This is a genomic window from Pandoraea norimbergensis (genome assembly GCF_001465545.3).
GTDB classification, from domain to species: domain Bacteria; phylum Pseudomonadota; class Gammaproteobacteria; order Burkholderiales; family Burkholderiaceae; genus Pandoraea; species Pandoraea norimbergensis.
Genome location: NZ_CP013480.3, coordinates 2,115,282 through 2,135,937, shown reverse-complemented (window position 1 = coordinate 2,135,937; position 20,656 = coordinate 2,115,282). Strand labels below are relative to the sequence as shown.

Below are 20,656 nucleotides of genomic sequence, written 5' to 3'. Positions count from 1 at the left end.
TCGTCGGGTTATCGCGTTATCGGGTGATGTCTTGTGAGCTCCGCTAATACACCAGTTGCACCAGCCCGTTCTGGCAGTTGATGCTGTCCACGGTCACCGTCGTCATGCCGAGCGTGATGCCGAGTGCGTTGAGCAGCGTGTTGAGCAACGTGCTGATCGGCGTGAGAAGCGGGTTGAGCAGCGTGTAGAGAATGCTGCCGAGCACGGGCGAGATGTTGCTGGTGCTGAGACCGCTCTTCACGTTGTCGATCCGGCACTGGTTCGCTCCGCTGCCGGTCAGGTTGCACACCAGATCGGAGAGACCACCCAGCAGCCCGCTCACAATGCCGCCGAGGGTGTTCACCAACCCGTTGACGAGCCCCCCCACACCGCCGAGTACTTGCGGCAGATTCAGCGTCAGCACACCGCCCAGCGTCGTACCCAGCGCATTCACCGTGGACTGAAGGCCGTTTGCGGCGTTGCTCAGGAAACCATTGACTGTCGTAATCGTCGACCCGACCGCGGCGCTCGGCACGTTGCCCACCAACCCACCGGCCACCGTGCTCGACGACGACGACCCCGACGCGCTCACATCCAGCGACAACCCTGTGAGCAGCGCCGTCACGATCTGGCTGAGATTCACGCTCGACCCGATCGGTCCGACCTTCTGTGGGAACGGTCCACTAAACGTAATCGGCGCAGGCGAATTCGTCACGAGCGACAGATTCACGTTGCCCGAGACGTTGATAAGCCCCAGCAACGTGGCGATGTTCACGCGGTTGGTCATCAGCGTCGTGCAACTGGCCGGATTGGTCTTCACGTTCACACCGCTGGCCGCCGCGCCGACGCAGACATTGACGAGTCCCGAGTTCACCTGAATCGTCGTTGACGGTGTCGCGCCGCATTGCACTGCCGTGACGGTCCCGGTCGACTGCGCGACTTCCAGCACCAATGGCAAATTCAAGGACGTGCCCAATGAGTTGAGCAGCGAACCCGCGACCGAACCCAGTGAGCCCGAGGCCGCCGCCGTATTGATCGTGAGGAACAACCGCACCTGCGCCGTCGTCGCGGTGGCCCCGACACCGCCGACGCCCACCTGCGGCGGCGAGATCACGTTCGCACTGACGTTGACGGCGTTGCCCAGAATGCTGAGCCCGTTGATCGCAATCGCGTTGTTGCCGTTCGCGCCGACGATGGCCGCCGAAATCAGATCCGCCACGCCGATATTGGCCGTGAGTGCATTGGCCGCTGTCACACCGGCCGCATCGATATTGGCGATGATGCCGGGGCTCGTCGCGGTACCCAGCAGTTGAATCGGCAGACTCAGTACCGGGCTGTTGCCAAATACGTTGATGAGATTGTTCAACGCCGTCACGGACACCGACAGCGCGCCGTTTTGCGCCGCCAGCGCCGTGTTTGTCGCACTGAGCAACGCACCCAGCGTCAGGTTCTTGACCGCTGCCACCCCCGAGAGCGATGCCACCGACACATCGCCCGTGACCGGGACGCCCAGCGCCTGCAACAACCCCTGCGGCGTGATGTTGACGCCCACGAGCTGCTGCGCCGCCCCGACATAGAGCGCCGGCGAGATGCCGATCGATTGAAGCAACGGCGCGAGTACAGAGTTATTGGTGTTGAGCGCGAGCAACCCGGAGTCGACGGTGAACGTCACCACGGCGGGTGCCTTGCGGGCGATCGCCGTCGCCGTGATGTTTCGCGTTCCCGTCAGTTGGAAGAACGAGACCACCGGCAGCGTCAACGTCACCTGCACGGCATTGCCGCTCGCTGGGCCGCCCGCCCCGACCGCTGCGAACGTGCCCGGTGTCGTGGCGCTCGCGGTCGGATTCGTCCAGATGCCGCACGCCGTCGCCACCGTTGTCTTGGCGGCGTCGGCCCCCAGATTGGCCGTCACGTTCGCGCGGGCCACCGTGTCGTAAGAAGTCGCATTGGCGCACCCCGGCAGCGTCTGCGCCCCGGCAAGCGCCGCCATGTCGGCGGTGCGTTGCAGGTCGCGCCGCTTCATGAAGGCATAGCCCGCGTCGATGGCCAACGCGAGAATCAGCACCACGATGACGAAGGAGAACGCCACGATCGGCACCGAGCCACGCTGCCGCCCACCCGCCCAGCGCAAGTTGCCCAACCATGTCGCATGGTGGTCACGAGGCGCGGCAGATGCTGCGGAGCGAGCCGTTTTGCGCGTGCGCGCACGGGGTGTCATGACGAATTACTGGCTCGCGCCAGCCCCTCCGCCTGAAACCGCCCCGCCACCGCCGCCACCACCACCGCCCGCGCCATCGCTTTGCACCATCGTCGGATAGAACGCGGGAATGGCGTAGTTGAAACTTTCGAGATAGCGCCTGTAAGCCCGCGACGCCGTCGCACCAAGCATCGGCAAGCCCCGCCCCGCCGCCTGATTGCTCGCCTGCAACGCGAGCAACGCTTCGGTCTCGTCGCCCAGCATGCCGTCTGCGGCGTGCTCGCCCACCCGTAACGGTGTCGTGCGGCGCACGCTATTCGGCGGCACACGGCTTGCCTGCGCGGCCTGAGCCGGTTGGGTTGCCGGTGCTGCCTGCGTGGCCTGCGCGACTGTTGCGTCGGTTGACGAAACTTGCGGTGCCGCGCTGGTCGTCGCCGGTGCGGCGGTGGCCTGCGCCACCGTACGCGCGTCGGCACCGCCCATCTGACCGGTCAGGGGGCCCGACTGTGCGCCGGCCCAGCTCGCGCACAGCGCCAGTGCGATGCCCGCAAGGCACTGCGCAGCGAGACCGCTCTGGCCCGGCACGTCCCGATCTGTCGCCCGGGTCTGCGGGGAGAACCTCTCCCATCGTTGCATTTGGCCTGCCATCATCACGTCTCCCTGAAGTTGCGTGACTACTTTTGCGTGACGCGTTCTGTGGGCGTCGTCGTGAGCTTGACGCCTGCGCTTATTGCGAATTGGACGAATTGGCAAACCGGTCGAGCATCGACGTCGGCATGTCACTGCGCGCGACATCGCTGGCCCGCGCGAGCTTGGCATCGGCACCGTTCGCCCCTGCGTTTGCGGTCGTACGATTCGGTGCCGCATCGGCCGTCGTTGCCACGGTACGCGCGCCGGGCTCCGGCAGACGCACGACCACGGCGCTGGCCGAGGCCGACGGCGTTGCCGTCGCGGTCACAGTGGCTGCGCGTGCTGCCGGTACAGCCGTAGCCGCCGCTACCGTCGCCGCGGGTGGCACGATCGCAGCCGCAGCCTGCGCCGCCGCCCGAGCGGCCGCAGCATCGGCGGCAGCGCGCGCCGCCTGCGTCTGCGTGCGGATATCGGTCGCCAGTTTGTCGATCGCTTCGCGCGTGGCGGGTGGCATCTTCGCCTGCGTCATCATCTGATCGGCGCGCGAACGCTCACCCGTCACCAGCAGATACACGGCCAGATTGCTCAGCACCTTGCGGCTGTCCGGCTTCAGTTCTGCGGCCTGTGCAAGCGGCACCCGTGCACCGGCCGCGTCGCCGTTGCACAGCTGCGCAAAACCAAGATCGCTCAGATAGAACGGTTCGGTCGGCGCACGGCTCACCGCCTCACGCAGCGCCTGCGTTGCACCTGCATAGTCCTTGCGCTGCGCGGCGACCAGCCCGAGCCCATGCCACGCGGCGGCAGCCACCGGGCTGGCGAGCAGCGTTCGATACGTCGCCTCGGCAGCGTCCGGCTGGCCGGTCTCACGCAACGCGTCGGCCCGCAGAATGTCGACGTCAGGCGAGTTGCCGTACTGAATCCGGAACTGCTCGATGTGCGCCAACGAAGCGAAATAGGCGCCCCGCTCCTGCATCTCGCGAATCATCGACAGGTACAACTCCTTCGTGTCGGGCGCGGCAGTCTTGGCCCTCACCTCGTCGTCCTGTTGCGCACGCATGAGCGCTGCCGCCGACGGCGCACCGTAACCGCCGCCCTTCGATGCGCACCCGGCGATCATCACCACGCACAGCGCCGCCAGGCCCACCCGCGTCAATTCGGTTCGTGTCATGACTACAAGCCCTCCAGAGTCTTCGCCAGCGACAGAATCGCCGGCCCGGCGACCACGAGCATCAGGGCGGGCAACAACGTGAGCATCATCGCCAGGGTCATCTTGACCGTGAGCTTGCCGATACGCTCTTTCATCGTCTGCCGCCGTTGCTCGCGCAACCGGTCGCTGAACTGCTGCAACGGCTCCTGCACGGCGCCGCCATGTTGTTCCACCTGCGCAATCAGGCGCACCAGCGCGCGCAGGTCGTCGTTGTCGTACACCTCCCGCAACCGCACCATCGACGCTTCGCGACCGCGCCCGGAGGCGTACTGGCGGTTCGCGTTCTCGAACTCCTTCGAGAGAATGGGCAGCACCTCACGGAAGTCCGACACCACCACATACAAACTCTGATCCATCGACAGCCCCACGCCTTGCAACAACCGCAGCAAGTCGATGAGCAACGGCAGTTCTTCCACGATCTCGCGACGGCGCTGTGCCGCACGGCGCTGCACGTAGAACTTCGGCAGCAGCAGGCCCGCGCCCACGGCACCGAGCAACCGCAAGATCGTGCTCAACCCGCCACCGCCCGGGAGCCAGATCCACACGAAGAGCAGCAGCACGACCGCCAGCGCCACGCGCGAGAACAGGAACAGCGATTTCGCCCGCACGCTGTCCCAGCCGCATTGCGCGAGCAGCAAACGATCTTCGGCGGCGATCAGGTACTGCCCGAAGCGCGTTTCCGACCATTGCTTGCCGAGTGCCGCCGCGCGGTCGAAAAGCGAGCGCCAGCCTTTCGCCCCGGTGTTGGTGCCCTCCTCCTCATCGCCCGGCGACAGCGAGCTGCCGATCGGGGCCGTCGCCGCGCGCAGTGCCGCCAGCGTCTGCTGCTGACGATTCGCCAGCATCTGGTCGATCACGCGCCCGCTGCGGTCCTGACGCATGCCGCGCAGCAGGATCGCCGAGGCCGCGAGCAACAGACCGGCGGCGACCAGCAGCAGGCCGAACATCAGCCACGTGTGCGACTCCGAAGCGAACGACGTGAAGGCCGAAAGGTTCATAAGGGGCGCCTCTCGCTCAGATGGACTTGGCCAGCCGGTACAGAATGAAGCCGCCCGCGATTTCCAGTCCGAGACCGACCGCGAGAATTTTCTGGCCCGACGTTTGCTGGAACATGGGTTCGAAGAACGCCGGATTGAACAGCATCAGGAACGCGCTCACCACGATCGGCAATGCGGCCAGCACCCACGCCGACATCCGCGTCTCGGACGACAACGCATGCAACTCGGCCTGCGCTTGTTCACGATCGCGCATGAAGCCAGACATGCGCGACAGAATCTGATCGGCGCGCCCGCCGAACCGTGTCGACAGATCGACCACCGACGCGAACAGATAGATCTCTTCCACGCGGTACACGCGGGCAATCTGCTTGAGCGCGACATCGAGATCGACCCCCGCCTGTACCTGCCGCACGGCGCTGTCGAGCAACTCACGCAACGGCATGTCGGCATTGCCGGACGCCGTCTGGAATGCTGCCGGCAAGCTGTTGCCGACCGTCAGCATGCGCACCATGCCATCGAGAAAGATCGGCAACTGACGCACGATCTCGGCATGCCGCCGCACACCTTTCAGCCAGTAACGCAGGACCACGCCGAGCACATAGAGAATCAGCACGATCAACGCCGAGAACGGCCCGTGCCAAACCCAGAAAATCAACGCGAGCGCCAAGCCACCGCCCACCAGCATTGCGTAGAACCCCGGCGTCGGAATGACGCCGGCACGCTCGAAGAAGAACTCCCACGGCAGCGCCTTGCGGCGTGCGACACGCCCAATGGCCCCTTCAGCCGCAGCGAATTGCGGCGCGTTGTGGGCAAGTTGGCGCTCGAGAAACGCGCTCGTCGCTTGCTCGCGGGCGCGCTGATAAGTACGCCGCCAAAGCTCCAGTCCGCCAGCGACCAAGAACAGCGCGACGCAAGCGACCCACAACACGAGGGGGTTCATCGACGCCGCCCGAAGAAGCCGCCGCCACCGGAATCGGGGGGCGTATTGCCCTGCTGCTGCGCGGCGTGCGCGGCGGCCGCCGTCGCGTTGCGCGTCTGGTCCTTGTAGCGCTGCAATTTGGGCGAGTGCGGTTGAATGCCCAGCGACACCCAACGGTCTTTTTCTTCCCCGTCGGCCCCGGCAAAGGTCTCGTGGCGATAAAGCTCCTGCGTGGAAATCACCGTGTCCGAAACCCCCGTGACTTCGGTGATCGACAGAATGCGCCGGCGTCCGCTGGAGAGCCGGCCGATCTGCACGATGAAGTCGAGTGCGCTCGTAATCTGCCGGCGCAGGCTGCTTTCGCTGCCTTGAAAACCCGCGAAGCCCGCCAGCATTTCGAGGCGATAAAGACACTCGCGCGGTGAGTTGGCGTGAATCGTCGCCATCGAGCCTTCGTGGCCCGTGTTCATCGCCTGCATCATTTCAAGCACTTCTGAGCCGCGCACTTCGCCCACGATGATGCGGTCCGGGCGCATCCGCAAGCTGTTGCGGATCAAGTCCCGGATGGTCACTTCCCCCGAGCCGTCGAAGCCGCCTTGGCGCGACTCCAGACGCACCACGTGCGGGTGGTTGAGCGAGAGTTCGGCGGTGTCTTCCACCGTCACCACGCGCTCGGTGGCGGGAATGAAGCTGGCCAGCGCATTAAGCAGCGAGGTCTTGCCCGAGCTGGTCCCGCCGGACACGAGAATGTTGCAGCGTGAGCGCACCGCCGCTTCGAGCAGTCCGTAAATTTCTTCGTTGAAGCTGCCGAGCGCGAGCAGGTCGGACGGCTTGAGCGGGTCTTTGCGGAATTTCCGGATCGACACCACCGGCCCATCCACCGCCAGCGGCTCGATCACCACGTTCAAGCGGCCGCCATCGGGCAAGCGCGCATCGACCATCGGATTCGATTCGTCGAGCCGGCGGCCGATCGGCGCCAGAATACGGCGCACGATCCGCAGCAAGTGCGCATTGTCGGAGAACCGCAACGCCTCGCGCGCCAGCACCCCTTTGCGCGACACGTACACGTCGTTGTAGCCGTTGATCAGAATATCTTCGACCTCGGGGTCCCCCAGCAGGTCTTCGATCGGGCCGAAACCGGCCAGCTCTTTCGTGAGCGCGTCGGAAATCTGACGCAACTCGGCCTCGTTGATCGGAATGCGGCGAAGGCGGACGAAGCCGTCCATCTCCAGGTCGACAAACTGCTGGATGGCACCCCGGCTCCAGCGGCCGAATTCGGCACCGAGCTCCTCGATCCGCGCGAGCAGATGCTCGTGCGCTGCGGTCTTGATGTCCTGAAATTGCTGCGAGTTGGCAAAAGCGCGCCTGTCGTCCGCAAATTCGATCGAGTCGGTCATATCAGTGCTTTCCAATGAAGCGGCCAAGCCAGCCCGAGGCCTGACGATGTGCCGCAGCGCCTGCATGCTGCGCGGCAAGCAGTCGTTCGGCGAGCGGTTGCAACGCCCGCACGTACGGATCGCTGCGTGCCGTATCGAGAATCAGCTTGCCTTGATTGGTTGCCGAGAGCATCGCCAGCGGCCGGTCGGGCAGCGTGGCGAGCAGCGGCACATCGAAGCGTTTGGCAATCTGGTCGGCCGCCATGCCGTAACGCGGGTCATAGCGGTTGAGCACCAGATGCAGATGACTGCGCTCCACACTCTTCTCTTCGAGATCGCGCAGCAGCGAGGCCAGCGAGACAATCGCGCCCACGCTCTGATCGACCACGAGCCACACCTCGTCGGCCGCGCGCACCAGACTCGACACGAACGACGGATTCGAAAACCCGCCCAGATCAGCCACGATCAGATCGAAGAACGAGCGCAGGCGATCGGTGAGGGCGAGCGCATCGGCCGCCGCCACACTGCGCATATCGCCGAGATCGAGCGGCAGCGGCAGCACGGCCAGCCCGCTCGATGCGTGCGAGACGGCGGTGTGCACCAGCGTCTCGTCAAAGCGGCGCAGGTTCTGCACGGCCTCGGCGAAGCTGAACTGGCTTTGCGTATTCAGGTACAGCAGACCATCGCCCGATGGCAGCCCGAGATCGAGCAGCGCGACGTGGCCAAGCAGGGAGACATCAAACTTGTCGTCCTTGCCCGCCTGCGCCTTGACCGGTTTGTTCGACGGCGTGCCGACCGCAAGCTCCTGCGACAGCTGCGACAGATGCGCGGCCAGCGTGCTACAGCCCACGCCGATGCGTGCGCCGAGCAGCACCACGAAGCGGCCGTGTCTGGCCGGCCCCGAAGCGCTGGGCGGCGGCGTCTGATCGATGACGCGGCGAATGACGTCGAGCGCCTCTTCGTGCGTGGAGTGCATGTCGATGAAGTCATGCACGCCTGCACGAATGGCGGCCTTCATGCCGTCGGCACGCACCATCGAGCCCACCGCCACGAGCGGCAGCTTGGGTGCCACGCGCTTGAGCATTTGTGCGAGCTCGGCGGCCTGAGCGATGCCGCCGTCGGCCGGCTCTTCGGCGTGGCCGGTCGGTTCGCCCGAAAAATCGAGCAACACCACCTGCGGATCGAGATCGCCGATGCGCTGTTGCAACTGCGCAGGGCGTCCCGCTTCCTGTAGCAAGACGCCCTCTTCGCGCAGCGCCGCCGAAAGCCACTGACCGTGGCCGGCATGCGCGCTGCAAAAGAGGAAGCGATGCAACTCAGTCATGGTGTCCAGTATTCGCGTCGGTGCGTTCATGTTTGCACTCCTTACTGCTCCGCCAGTGTTATTTCGAGAACCCCGGCAGTTCGCTGTCACTTGCCACGCCCATCAAGTAAGCGCCCCACACCTGCCCGGGACGCTGCTCGCGCGTGTCGCCCGGCAACGGCATGGTCACGCCGGCGGCGACCGGCTTGACCAGATGCGGCGTTACGATGATGACCAACTCTTTTTCTGCACTCGAGTACTTCAAATCACGGAAAAATGCGCCGATGAGCGGCAGGTCGCCGAGCAACGGAATCTTGTCGACCGAAGCGGTCGTCGTACGTGAAATCAACCCGCCAATGACGAAGCTCTCGCCATCGCCCAGCTCGACCGTCGTGTCGGCACGCCGGGTGGTAATCGCCGGAATCTGCACCGAATCAGTCACGATGGCGTTGGTGTAATCGATGTCCGAGGCTTCCGGCGCCACCTTCAAAGCAATGCGGTTGGGCGACAGAATCGTCGGCGTCACCGTCAATCCCACCCCGAACGGCTTGTACGTCACTGTGGTCGTGCCGAGGCCGCCCGATTGCGGCACCGGAATCTCACCGCCCGCAAGGAAACTCGCGCTCTGGCCCGAGAGTGCCACTAACGTGGGCGCCGCCAGAATGCGGCCCAGCCCGTTGGTCTGCACGAGATCGATGGCCGCCGAGAGCGTGAAGGCACCGCGCGTGATCGACCCGAAGAACGAGCCGAAGCTGGACACCTGACCGCTGCCCGTCCCGCCCGAGCCGCCAAACGCCGACGCCAGTTGCGAGACCACGCCAAAGCTGCCCGACCCCGTCTTCTTCGATGCCGAGAAACTCGCGCCAATCTGATTCAGGATGTTGCGGTTGATTTCGACGATCTTCACGTCGACCTGCACCACGCCCGTTTCACCCACCGTCGAACGATCGACCACCACACCGCCCTTGCCCGTCGCATCGACCGCCGCCGATTGCAGGCCGCTGTGCTCCATCATCGTGTTCGCGTGGCCCTGAATCAGCGCCGCGTTGCCGCGTGCGTCTACGCTCGCCGTGCCGGTATCGCCCAATGCGCTTTGCAGATCGCCGGTCACATGCACCTCCCAGCGCACGGCGTCACCTCCGCGCGGCCATGCCGACACCTGTGTCGTGCCCGCCTTCTTGCCGACCACCAACACCGAACCGCGACGCCCGCCGGTGCCGCGCAGCACCACGACGTCGGCGATGGCCGGGTCGGCCACGGCCACCCGTTCGAGCGTGCCGGGCAGCGGCAGCTCGCGCTGCTCATGCACACCCAGCGTCAGCGAGCGCATGCTGGCGCTCTGAGAGGGGTCAGCCGCTTCGGCCAGACGCACCGACACTGTGGCTGCGCACGCAACCAGCGCGGCAAAGCACAACAGCGTCCCCGTGACACGTCTGACGTCTCGTCTGGCAGTGCGAACCTGGCTTCTGATCATGGCGTGGCTGTATCGGTCACTGTTTCGATTGAACTTGAAAGCCTTGGGTCAAGCGTTCCTGTACGTGGTTTTCTCTGTGTTTCTACGTGGTCTTCCAATGTCCTGCGGTTCAGAATGACGCCGTCGAGCGCTCGGCGCCGCGCACGACTTCGATCGTGCCGCCACCGCCCTGCCCGCCACCCGCCGGACGCGGCGCGGCGGCTGCCTTGACCGGCGCACCAGCCAGCCCGGTGGTGGCGATGCCGGCGTAGGCTTGGTTTTCGGGCGTATCGAGCGAAGCCTTGTCGTCACCCTTCAGGCCAGCCTTGCCCGCCAACACCGGCGGCGGCGACGGGAACAGCGAGGTATCCGGTTTGGCGTCATCGGCCGGGTTGCGCAGTGCGAGCGTGATCTTTCCCTGCTGCGTGCCGAGCACCACGCGGTTGACGTCGGCCACCGGCACGGCCACCACGGCGGCAGTCGCCGGCATCGGCGGCTGCACGTTCACATTGGGCGGCGGGGGCGGCGGCGCCGTTGCCGCTGCGGCTTGCACCGTGGACGCGACACCCGGCGTGGCGGGCGGCGGCGTCACGTCATCGAGCGACGCGTTGCCGTAGCTCAACACCCGCACCCGCGAGGCGAGCAGGCGTGCCTGCGTATCGTCGGCCAGCCCTACGGCCGGGCCCGGGGCCTGATTGGTCTTCATCGTGAAGAACACGTCGACGTAGTCGCCCGGACGGATGCGGTTGGCAACGCCCACGGCCTCGGTGACCGGCAGCGCGACGGCGCGCTCGCCCGGGGCGAGTTGCATGGCGAGGCCGCGCGCGAGGGTGTTCTGAGTGACAGGGACCCCAGCGGCAAGGGCTACCAGCGGCACGCGGCCCACGACATCGGCGGGGTTGGTGAAAGCGCCGGGCGTCTGAGCGTCGAACTGCACGAGCTTGACGGCGTCGGCAGCGATGACCTGCCCGGGCGAGAGTGCCTTGGCCGCCACCACGGCCGGGTACCGCTGCGTGAGCGTCTGGGTCACCGGTGAAGGCGTTGCCGTCGGCGCCGGGGCGTTGTTCGTTCCCAATCGCAGCGCAAGGAGCGCAAGCAGCACCCCGATAACGACCAGCAGCGTTGCGAGAATCTTGGTGGCTTTGTTCATGGCTTGGGGCCTTGCGGCCGTTCAGTCACAAATTTCGGGCGCCGGGTAACCGGCGGCATGACATCGACTGCCAACTCAATTTCAGACTCAACTGCCGCCGAGCGTCGACGTGTCGAGTGTTACCGCTGCGGTGCCGTTGATGGTCGACGGCACCAGACTCCCCAGCCCCGGCCAGTTGACGGTCATCAACTGATTCAGGCTGAGGTTGATATGAACGATGCATTGCGACCCGCTGCTCGATGCCCCGGACGCCGGACACGGATAGGTGGTGTCGGCAACGAAGCTGGTTGTCACCGCGCTTGAAGCAGGCCAGGCGAGCGTATTGCCCACCGCCTGCGTGGCGTAAGTCTGGCGCTGCGTCAGCGTGCCGGCGCGAAGCATGGCGCGACCGCCTTCAGACGCAGCCTGTGTCAGCATTTGGCGGGCAAGAATGGTGAGGGAGAACGCGACGGCCACATAGAACGCGGGCAACAGGATCATCAGAATAAGCATGAATTCCAGTGCCGCGACCCCACGCGAACGCGCCGATCGCAACCCTGATCTTGCCTGTGTCCCGTACCGCTTCATGACGACACTCCCCGTCGCGCACGGCGCTTGCAGGCCGTGTTTGGCGACGCATAGGTCCCACTCATTCGCGCGGCGTCGCCCGCGCCTCCCGTTATTGCGGTGCCGCTTTCTGCGGCACTCGACACGCTTATTTCAACTGCTGCGTTCTGTTGTCTCGAAACGCTACCGCACCACCAGCGCGGCCACCGCCAGATACGCCCCGTAGGGCAACCCGATACGTCCGGCCCGCCAGCGCTCAATCCGTTGCCACGCCGCCGTGGCGCTCGTGCGCTCCCGCCAGCCTTTCAGCCAAGCAAGACGCCCCGCAAGCAAGACGAGGGCATGTAGGCCGGCCGCGACACTTGCCAGACACCACACCGGCAGCAGCACCGGGTAGCCGGCAATCAGGCCGATCAGTGCGAACAGCTTGACGTCGCCCGCCCCCATCACGCCCCGCCACCAGAACGGTAGCAGTACGATCAATCCCAGCAGCGCGCCCAGCCCGTGAACCCACAACACGCGGGGTTCTCCCTGCCATGCTTGCCACCCGATCCAGACCAGCGCAAGCGCGCCAACCCACAGCAGCCACACGTTAGGAATTCGGCGTGCGATCAGATCGGTGACCACGATCGGCACGCAAAGCAACCACAACAAGGTGAGCACGCTGGCCCTCGTGTCAGTGCGAAATCACCGAGATGGCGGCTGACGACATCGTGCTGAAGATCGACGAGATCGCGCTGCCCAACTGGGTGTAGACGGTAGTCCCGATGATCAGCGCCACGATGGCGGCGAGAATGCCGTACTCCAGCGCCGTAACCCCCAGCTGACGCCGCAGTCCCCGCCGCCCGTAACGCTTACGCTGCGCGATTCGCATAGTCCGCACCCCGCGCCAGCACCGTCAGGCGCCCGCAGACGTCACGACCGACTGAACCTTCGAGAAAACCGATGTGAAGACACCCTGCAATGCCGGGGAGACAGTGACGCCAATAATCACGGCGACAACAGCAGCCAGAATGCCGTACTCCAGCGCGGTCACACCACGCTCATCGCGCGCAAACAGTCGAATACGATTGCCGAGTTTCATCTCACCCGCCCTCACTATTAAGGCGCTTTGCGCCCGTTGGCATACATGGCAAGTCACTCTCAGGTTTTGCCTGAACGACGAGAACTCGCCATATCGCTTATCAGTTCTGGACTTCGGCCTCGGGTTCGTTGCGTAGCAAGGCTTTCGAACCTCTTTTACTTTGTACGCCATTATTTCCCGCCATGCTGTAACAACCATCGGGATCGCGTACTATTTTTTTTCGATGCTAATTTAAACTAAAACGCAAAAACTAGAGCCTTCCTACCAATCACCCTTGAGAATGTAAGAAAACGTTACGCGGGTTGATCAAACAATACTCCAAAACTAAGCAATGCAACACGCGCGAGGGAAAACCATGATTCTGCGCGTGTGAGCGAAACAACGCCTCTAATGCAGCGGACATTTAAATAACTATTCATTCATCGTCCACTCGTCATGCGTTCCCCGTATTTCGCAGCGGTTACGCCCATCAGGCCCACGCTTGATTCCGGCAATCGCTTCGCAACCCTTGCCAATTGCGGCACCGTGAGGAATCTCACATGCCGGCGCCCTTGCGCGCAACCACCGAATCTTTCGAAATCTTTCGCCATCCGTGGTATTTCCGCATCGTCTGTATTAGCGCGGCGCGTACCGATCGTATTCCGTCTCATTTACATCTTGCACGCACCCTTTTCCGCAGGGTCAATCATCTTTGCCACAGCGCAATCGACACGGCTTCTCGAACGGCAGTCGTAACGTGATTTCGAAAAATTACGTCACCCCGGCAACTGTTCTGATCCCCCTTTACACGAATCTCCTGCAATAGCCACTGCACGTGCCGGCACTCGGGTTTTGACGCACGTATTTACCCGAATGCATGGGAAGCGCGTTACGTAACGTTCCCCGTAACGCCCCCCGTAACGGGAACGGCAATTCGCCGGAATTACCTCCGCTTTCACCTTTTCCCGATCTCGTTAACCCTGATTTTTGATCAGGCGTGCCAGTGCTCGATCTCTCGATCCAAAAGATTCTTGTTTTGCGAAACGCAAATAAATACAGGCTTTCCCGGCGATCGACAAAAAAACTAGAGCGTTTATTCAAACCCGGATTTAGAGATTGGCACACCTCTTGCGGATATCCCTGCATCGCAACGCTAAAGATCACCGGGGGACACCATGATCATTGGCATTACCAAACAAACGACGCTCGGCACCGCAGGCCTTACCGCCTCGCAGCAGCGCGTCAGGGCCATGCAGCGCAGCGCTGCCGCCCAAGACGATCGTAGAGGCGCAAGCCCAGGGAGGAGCGGTGAGGACGGCGGTGGCGTACACGCCACCGCCACACCGTTCGGCGCGGCAGGCACTCAACGTACGAATCAGGCCCTGGCGATGACGGGCCCCACCAGCGCAGCCGTCGAGGCGCTCCTGTTCGCACTCATCGCACAACGCATGAACACCCGACTGGCTGCGCAAGACGCGCTCGCCTGATCACATAAACGACCAGAGGACACCATCATGAACAGCATCCAACGCAACCTTATCGCTTCGGCCTGCCTTCTCGCCATCGTCACCATGACCGGCTGCGCCAGCTCCGGCTCGGGCGGCACCAGCGGCTCTCTGGGCGGCGGCACCAGCGCCGGTTCGAGCGGCGGCGACGGCAGCGGCGGCGGATCGGGTACCGGCACGGGTACCGACGGCGGCAGCAGCAGCGGTGGCAGCAGCAGCGGCGGTAGCAGCAGTGGCGGTAGCAGCAGCGGTGGTAGCAGCAGTGGCGGTAGCAGCAGCGGTGGCAGCAGCAGCGGTGGCAGCAGCAGCGGTGGCAGCAGCAGCGGTGGCAGCAGCAGCGGTGGCGCGTCCACCAACCCGATCGGCACGGTCGCAGGCACCGCCAGCACCGGCGTCGTCACGCAAGTGGGCAAGACGGTCAGCGATCTGGGCACCACGCTCGGCAGCACGCAACTGCCGCTGGTCAGCACGCAAACGAAAAGCGGTCTGGCAGGGGCAGTCGTCTCCACCGGCAACGCCGTGCAAACGCTGGGCAATGGCCTGACGAACGGTCTGGGCAAGCTGGGTTCGGTCTCCGACCCGCTCAACCCGACGCTTGCCAGCTTGGGCGGCGTGGTCTCGAACCTGGGGACCGCCGGCACGCAACTGGGTAGCGCCGTCGCCGGTCTCGGTCAAACGGGCCCGCTGGCCAACACCCCGATCAATGGTGTTACGACGCTGCTCGGTGGTGTCGTGACGGCCGTCGGCAACGGTGGCGTCGCTATCGGCAACAGCCTGACGAGCACGATCACCAGCGCCCCGGTGCAACAACTCACCACGGGCCTGTCGTCGGCCATCACGCCGATCACGAATGTGGTCACCAACACCACGCAAACGGTCGGCAACGTCACGGGCCTCGGTACGCCGGTGGCTGGCCTGCTGGCGCAAGTCGGCGGCGGCCTGGCCGGTGTCGGCACCAAGGTGGCTTCGCAACTCAACAACCCGATTGCCACGGACGTCGGCGGTCTGGTGGCAGGCGTGGGCAACACCGTGGCCAGCCTCGGCGGCCTCGTGCATGGCACGCCCACCAGCACCAACCCGCTCGCCCCGCTCACCTCGGCCCTCGGTGGTCTGGGAGGCCTTGGCGGCACGGGCACGGGCAGCGGCCCGCTCGCACCGGTCACGAATCTGCTCACTGGCCTGACGGGCACGCTCGGCGGCGCCGCTGGCGGTGCGTCGGGTGGCGGTAACAACCCGCTGGCCCCGGTCACGAACCTGCTCTCCGGTCTGACGGGTGGCCTCGGCGGTGCCGCAGGTGGTACGTCGGGCAACAACCCGCTCGCCCCGGTCACGAACCTGCTCTCCGGTCTGACGGGTGGCCTCGGCGGCGCCGCTGGCGGTACGTCGGGCAGCAACCCGCTCGCCCCGGTGACGAATCTGGTCTCGGGTCTGACGGGTGGCCTTGGCGGTGCAACGGGTGGCGCATCGGGTAGCAACCCGCTGGCCCCGGTGACCAACCTCGTGGCCGGCCTGACTGGCGCGCTGGGTGGTTCGGCTTCGGCAGGCGCAGGCGGCTCGGCTGGCTCGGGCGGTGCTTCGGCAGGCGCAGGCGGCTCGGCCTCCACTGGCGCGCTGGCACCGGTCACCAACCTCCTTGGCGCAGTGACGGGTGCCGCAGGCGGTGCCACCGGTTCGGCAGGCGCTAACGGCGGTCTGCTGGCCCCGGTGACCGGCTTGCTCGGCGGCCTGCTCGGCGGCGGCAAGAAGTAAGTCGCCCCGACCCACATCGACCGACAGACGCGAGAACAGGAGTCACGATCATGACCCGAGCGATTCCCCCACCCGCCTGTGATCGCCGCGATCCGGCCCTCCTCCCGATGTCCGCACATCGGGTCGAGAAGGTCCGGATCCGGTCCACCCCGAACGCCGCCCGCCCTCGCCGCCTCACCCGACTTCAGCGGCTACAGAGCGACCGGCCCAGGTTTCTGAAATGGAAGTAACCCGGCAACCGAAGACATAACCACAGACAACTCCGCGCGGCATGCCGCCGGGACACAGTAAAACGATCAGGGAGATGAACATCATGTCGAACGCACTGCAACGTACCCTTCTGGCCTCTGCCGCTATCGGCATGATCGCTCTCACCGGCTGCTCCAGCGGCGGCGGCGGAAGCGGGGCCACGGCCACCGGCACCACGGGCACCCCGAACGCTGTCGGCACCACGGCCACCGGCGCAGGCGGCGTCGTCAGCTCCGCCGGCAACGTCGTGAGCGCTCTGGGCAATCAGGTCGCCAGCACCAACCTGCCGCTGGTCTCGCCGCAAGCCACGCAAGGCATGGGCAACGCCCTCGTGCAGACCGGCAACGCCGTCACCGATCTCGGCAACGGGGTGAGCAGCGGCCTCGGCCAGATCGGCGCATCGAAAGACCCCGTCGGCACCACGCTCGCCAGCACCGGCAACGTCGTGACCGATCTGGGTAACGCAGGCGTCTCGCTGGGCAGCGGTGTCGCAGGCATCGGCAAGAGCGGCCCGCTCGCCGGCACGCCGGTCGACACGCTGACCGGTGCGCTCGGCAACGTGGTAGCCACGGTCGGTCAAGGCGGCATTGCCGGCGGCGCGATCCTCAAGCAAGCCTTCTCCGGCGGCCCGCTCGTGACGGCAACCACGGCCCTGTCGTCGGCCATCACCCCAATCACCAATGTGGTCTCCGATACCACCCGCACCGTGGGTAACACCACGGGCCTCGGCGGACCGGTACAGAACCTGCTCACCACGCTGGGCAACACCGTAGGCACGGTTGGCACGACGTTGCGCGGCGCGTCCTCGAACCAGGTCGTCTATGCGCTGGGCGGCACGGTCATCGCCACCGGCAACACCGTGGCCGGGCTGGGTGGCTTCGTGAATGGCCAGACCTCCACCGGCTCGTCGAATCCGTTCGGCTCGCTGCTCGGCAACCTTGGCACCACGGCGGCAGGCGGCGGCACCGGCTCGGCAGGCAACCCGCTCGGCTCGATCACGGGCCTGCTGGGTGGCCTCGGCGGATCGACCGGCGGCAGCAGCCCGCTGGCCCCGGTGACCAACTTGCTCTCGGGCTTGTCGGGTGCCGCAGGCGGCTCGGGCGGCAGCAGCCCGCTCGCCCCGGTCACCAACCTGCTCTCGGGCGTGTCGGGTGCCGCAGGTGGCTCGGGCGGCAGCAGCCCGCTCGCCCCCGTGACGAATCTGCTCTCCGGTGTTACCGGCGCGGCAGGCGGCAGCACCGGCTCGGGCGCAGCAGGTGGCCTCGGCGGACTGCTTGCACCGGTCACTGGCTTGCTCGGCAGTCTGGGAACGGTTGCGAAGTAACCCGCAGCGTTCTAGCGAAATACCCATCGCGCAACGGTCATCCACTGACTGGTTGATGCGCACTTGATCGATAAGGAGATGCCATGGCCCGCTTCATTCCCGACACCGGCCTTTTGATGCGCGGCCATGGCGAATCTGCCACGCAAATGACCGAACCGGCAGCGATTCGCGACACCGGCAACGGCGCATTTTCGAACCACTTGCACAACACCTCCGGCACCGACCACGGTGCCGCTTACGGGGCGGCGCCGTCCGCCTCCCAGCTCAACGGAGCGCACAGCACCATGAGCGATCGACACACGAACCGCAACGATCTCGTCTCTGGCATCGTCCGCTCACTCGGCCGCCGGCTCGCCGTGTACACCGCGCTCTATCACGCCGCACTCGCCGAACAGCTCGGCCTGAACGTCACCGATCTGAACGCGCTCGATCTGATTCTCGAACTCGAATCGATTACCGCAGGGCAACTCGCCGAGCTCATGGGGGTGAGCTCGGGCGGCATCACCACCGTCATCGACCGGCTGGAGCGCGCAGGTTTCGTGGAGCGCGAGAAGAACCCGCACGATCGCCGCATGGTGATGATTCATCCCATCGAAGAGCGCTGTGCGCAAATCGAGCAGTTCCTGTCGTCGGTGTCGCGCGAACTCACGGCCGTGAGCGCCGCGTACGACCAGAACGAACTCGCTGCCATTCACGACTTTCTGGTGCAGAGCATCCGCACGCTCAAGAGCGAGACCTTCCGTCTGCGCTTCGAAGCGGATCAGGACATCGCCGGACTGGTTTCGACCGGCCGGCCGGCTCCGGCGCGCACGTGAGCGTGCGCGGCGCATCTGCGCACGAGTCGGCCCTCGAGTCGGCCCAATTAAGGAGACACGTCATGTCGAAGCACTTGCGTCCTACCCTGCTCGCCGCGCTGGTGGCAGGTGTCGTGGGAGTTACGGGTTGCTCGAGTTCGGGCAGCGGCAGCGGTGCGACGGGCAACACGCCCACCAGCCCGACGAATCCCACCAATCCGACAAACCCGACGAACCCCACCAACCCGACCACGCCCACCAGCAGCAATGGTGTTGTAAGTTCAGTTGGCTCGGTGGTGAGTGCAGTCGGTAATCAGGTGTCGGGCACGACGATCCCGGGCGTTTCGCCGCAAGTCAATCAGGGCTTTGGCGGCGCGCTCACGCAAACCGGCAATGCCGTCACCGACTTGGGTACGGGCGTGGGCAACGGTCTCGGACAACTGGGTAAATCCGGTACCGACCCCGTCGGCACCACGCTCGCCAGCACCGGCAACGTGGTGACCGATCTGGGCAATGCCGGCGTCTCGCTCGGCAGCGGTATCGCCGGCATCGGCAAGAGCGGCCCGCTGGCCGGTACGCCTGTCGACACGCTGACGGGTGTGCTCGGGAATGTGGTCGCGACCGTCGGTCAGGGCGGTGTGAAAGGCGGCGCGGCACTCACGCAAGTGCTGACCAGTGCACCGGTCGTGCAGGCAACGACAGCACTCTCGTCGGCCGTCACACCGATCACCAATACGGTGGTGAACACCACACAAACATTGGGTAACACCACCGGGTTGGGTGCGCCGCTTTCCGGCTTGCTCGGTACGGTGGGCGGTGCCTTGAATTCCGCTGGTGCGCAGGTCAAGGGTGCGGCACCGAATGCCGTGGTGGCGAGTCTCGCCAATCCGCTCATGGCACTCGGCAACACCGTGACCAGTGCGGGGGGATTGCTGACCGGCAGCACCAGCGGCACGAGCGCCAATGCGCTCGGCACGGTACTCGCCAACGTCGGCAATACGACCGTCACACCGACATCGGCCAGCGGCACGAATCCGTTGGGCGCATTGACCGGGCTGCTGGGAGGATTGGGCGGTGCCACGGGTTCATCGGGCGCTACGGGCAGCAACCCGCTCGGTGCCGTCACTGGTTTGCTGGGCGGGTTGTCGGGATCGGGATCGGCTGGGTCTGGGTCATCGGCCAGCAATCCGCTCGGTGCCGTGACGGGCCTGTTGGGTGGTGTGACGAACGCTGCGGGAGGCTCGGGCAGCGCGAGCAACCCGCTCGCACCGGTCACCGCATTGCTGAGTTCGGTGACCGCACCGCTCACGTCGATTGCGGGCACCACGTCTGGCGGTTCTGGTGGCGCGGGTGGCCTGCTCGCGCCGGTAACGGGCTTGCTGGGCGGACTAGGAAAATAAGCGGTGAATGGAATGCAGGGCCGGTAGTTCGTAGTTCGCGAGAGGGAGCAGTGCTGGGGGTGAAAGGTGGCGTAGTGCAGATAGCCTGCAGACGGCGTCTTGAAATAGGTGTCTGAAGTGTCTGAAGGGCGAGGGAGGGCGGCAAGCCCGGACAGTGTGGCGACACTGCCCGGGCTTTGTCGCATGCGTGCTTCTGTGCCCATACGTGCGTGTCGTGCGTGTCGAGCTCGTCGTGCGTGTCTCGTCCATAACCTGTGCCCACAACAAAACACCCGCCGAAGCGGGTGTTTTTGTATCGTGTCGAGAACGCGTACGGCTTACTGTTCGCGAATCCAGGTTTGCGTGCGGCCCAGCAGCGATACGCCGATGTAGCCACGCACTTCCAGTTTCTTGCCGCCGTCGATCACCGTCATCTTGCAGCGATATTCCTTGCCGTTTTCCGGGTCGAGAATCTTGCCGCCGTCGAATCCGTCGCCGTCGCGGCGGACGCCGTTGATGATCTGAAGGCCGAGCATCTTCTGTCCCTTACGCGCGTCGGTGCAAGCCGTGCAAATGCGCTCGGGATCGTCGCTCTCGCCAAGACCCTTGGTAATCGTGCCGATGTATTCACCGTCTTTTTCGGTGATCGTCACGAGCGCCTTCGGCTTGCCTGTGTTGTCGTCGATCGTCTTCCAGACGCCTGCGGGCGTCATGGCGTCAGCGGCCATCGCCAACGTCGCACCGCCCATCAGGGCAACTGCCACCAGTGCACGTGCACCCAGACGTCGCCACGACGTCGCATTGGAAATCTGCATCATGATTGTCTTCCTCCCAG

19 protein-coding genes are annotated in these 20,656 nt (G+C 65.1%); 5 read left to right on the top strand and 14 right to left on the bottom strand.

Features of this window, described 5'->3' with window-relative positions:
* Positions 1-43 precede the first annotated feature (43 nt).
* The 13 genes from AT302_RS09585 to AT302_RS09525 form a co-directional block, all read right to left on the bottom strand.
* Complete coding sequence (locus AT302_RS09585; protein ID WP_084656127.1) at positions 44-2,197, bottom strand: pilus assembly protein TadG-related protein; 2,154 nt, start codon at positions 2,195-2,197, stop codon at positions 44-46.
* Positions 2,198-2,203: 6 nt separating this feature from the next.
* Entirely contained in the window at positions 2,204-2,827 is a 624-nt protein-coding gene (locus AT302_RS27215) for a DUF3613 domain-containing protein (RefSeq protein ID WP_157125743.1), read from the bottom strand.
* Between the two features lie 76 nt (positions 2,828-2,903).
* The gene (locus AT302_RS27560; protein WP_058378243.1) at positions 2,904-3,974 is read right to left on the bottom strand and encodes a tetratricopeptide repeat protein; all 1,071 of its coding nucleotides are present in this window, start codon (positions 3,972-3,974) and stop codon (positions 2,904-2,906) included.
* Between the two features lie 2 nt (positions 3,975-3,976).
* Positions 3,977-5,011, bottom strand: a complete 1,035-nt coding sequence (locus tag AT302_RS09570; protein ID WP_058378242.1) for a type II secretion system F family protein — start codon at positions 5,009-5,011, stop codon at positions 3,977-3,979.
* A gap of 16 nt (positions 5,012-5,027) precedes the next feature.
* On the bottom strand, positions 5,028-5,951 hold the full coding sequence (locus AT302_RS09565) for a type II secretion system F family protein (protein WP_058378241.1): 924 nt from the start codon (positions 5,949-5,951) through the stop codon (positions 5,028-5,030).
* Positions 5,948-7,327, bottom strand: a complete 1,380-nt coding sequence (locus tag AT302_RS09560) for a CpaF family protein (protein ID WP_058378240.1) — start codon at positions 7,325-7,327, stop codon at positions 5,948-5,950. The genes AT302_RS09565 and AT302_RS09560 overlap by 4 nt, the downstream gene beginning before the upstream one ends.
* Position 7,328: 1 nt before the next feature.
* Complete coding sequence (locus tag AT302_RS09555) at positions 7,329-8,660, bottom strand: AAA family ATPase (protein WP_058378239.1); 1,332 nt, start codon at positions 8,658-8,660, stop codon at positions 7,329-7,331.
* A 28-nt stretch (positions 8,661-8,688) separates the two neighbouring features.
* Positions 8,689-10,083: a type II and III secretion system protein family protein gene (locus tag AT302_RS09550; RefSeq protein ID WP_084656125.1), complete on the bottom strand. Its 1,395-nt coding sequence runs from the start codon at positions 10,081-10,083 to the stop codon at positions 8,689-8,691.
* A 109-nt stretch (positions 10,084-10,192) separates the two neighbouring features.
* Positions 10,193-11,212 carry a Flp pilus assembly protein CpaB gene (gene cpaB, locus AT302_RS09545; RefSeq protein WP_058378238.1) on the bottom strand — a complete coding sequence of 340 codons (1,020 nt, stop codon included), beginning with the start codon at positions 11,210-11,212 and terminating at the stop codon, positions 10,193-10,195.
* Positions 11,213-11,299: 87 nt separating this feature from the next.
* Positions 11,300-11,704 (bottom strand): TadE/TadG family type IV pilus assembly protein, encoded by a 405-nt coding sequence (locus AT302_RS09540; protein WP_167365791.1) that lies wholly within the window; start codon positions 11,702-11,704, stop codon positions 11,300-11,302.
* A 237-nt stretch (positions 11,705-11,941) separates the two neighbouring features.
* Positions 11,942-12,421 carry an A24 family peptidase gene (locus AT302_RS09535; protein WP_058378236.1) on the bottom strand — a complete coding sequence of 160 codons (480 nt, stop codon included), beginning with the start codon at positions 12,419-12,421 and terminating at the stop codon, positions 11,942-11,944.
* Between the two features lie 13 nt (positions 12,422-12,434).
* Positions 12,435-12,632: a Flp family type IVb pilin gene (locus AT302_RS09530; RefSeq protein ID WP_058378235.1), complete on the bottom strand. Its 198-nt coding sequence runs from the start codon at positions 12,630-12,632 to the stop codon at positions 12,435-12,437.
* A gap of 24 nt (positions 12,633-12,656) precedes the next feature.
* Positions 12,657-12,842, bottom strand: coding sequence for a Flp family type IVb pilin (locus tag AT302_RS09525; RefSeq protein WP_058378234.1), 186 nt, complete (start codon positions 12,840-12,842; stop codon positions 12,657-12,659).
* 1,154 nt (positions 12,843-13,996) lie between these two features.
* On the opposite strand from AT302_RS09525, the gene AT302_RS09520 reads away from it, so the two are divergent.
* From AT302_RS09520 to AT302_RS09500, 5 genes are all read left to right on the top strand, one after another.
* Positions 13,997-14,308 (top strand): hypothetical protein, encoded by a 312-nt coding sequence (locus AT302_RS09520; protein WP_058378233.1) that lies wholly within the window; start codon positions 13,997-13,999, stop codon positions 14,306-14,308.
* 27 nt (positions 14,309-14,335) lie between these two features.
* Positions 14,336-16,075, top strand: coding sequence for a collagen-like triple helix repeat-containing protein (locus AT302_RS09515; RefSeq protein WP_064675058.1), 1,740 nt, complete (start codon positions 14,336-14,338; stop codon positions 16,073-16,075).
* Between the two features lie 313 nt (positions 16,076-16,388).
* Positions 16,389-17,648, top strand: a complete 1,260-nt coding sequence (locus AT302_RS09510) for a collagen-like triple helix repeat-containing protein (protein ID WP_167365790.1) — start codon at positions 16,389-16,391, stop codon at positions 17,646-17,648.
* Positions 17,649-17,731: 83 nt separating this feature from the next.
* Positions 17,732-18,463, top strand: a complete 732-nt coding sequence (locus tag AT302_RS09505; RefSeq protein WP_058378231.1) for a MarR family winged helix-turn-helix transcriptional regulator — start codon at positions 17,732-17,734, stop codon at positions 18,461-18,463.
* A gap of 62 nt (positions 18,464-18,525) precedes the next feature.
* Entirely contained in the window at positions 18,526-19,842 is a 1,317-nt protein-coding gene (locus tag AT302_RS09500; protein ID WP_058378230.1) for a collagen-like triple helix repeat-containing protein, read from the top strand.
* Between the two features lie 317 nt (positions 19,843-20,159).
* Here the strand turns inward: AT302_RS09500 and AT302_RS09495 are convergent, their stop codons facing one another.
* Entirely contained in the window at positions 20,160-20,570 is a 411-nt protein-coding gene (locus tag AT302_RS09495) for a DUF2147 domain-containing protein (RefSeq protein ID WP_237172175.1), read from the bottom strand.
* Positions 20,571-20,656 lie beyond the last annotated feature (86 nt).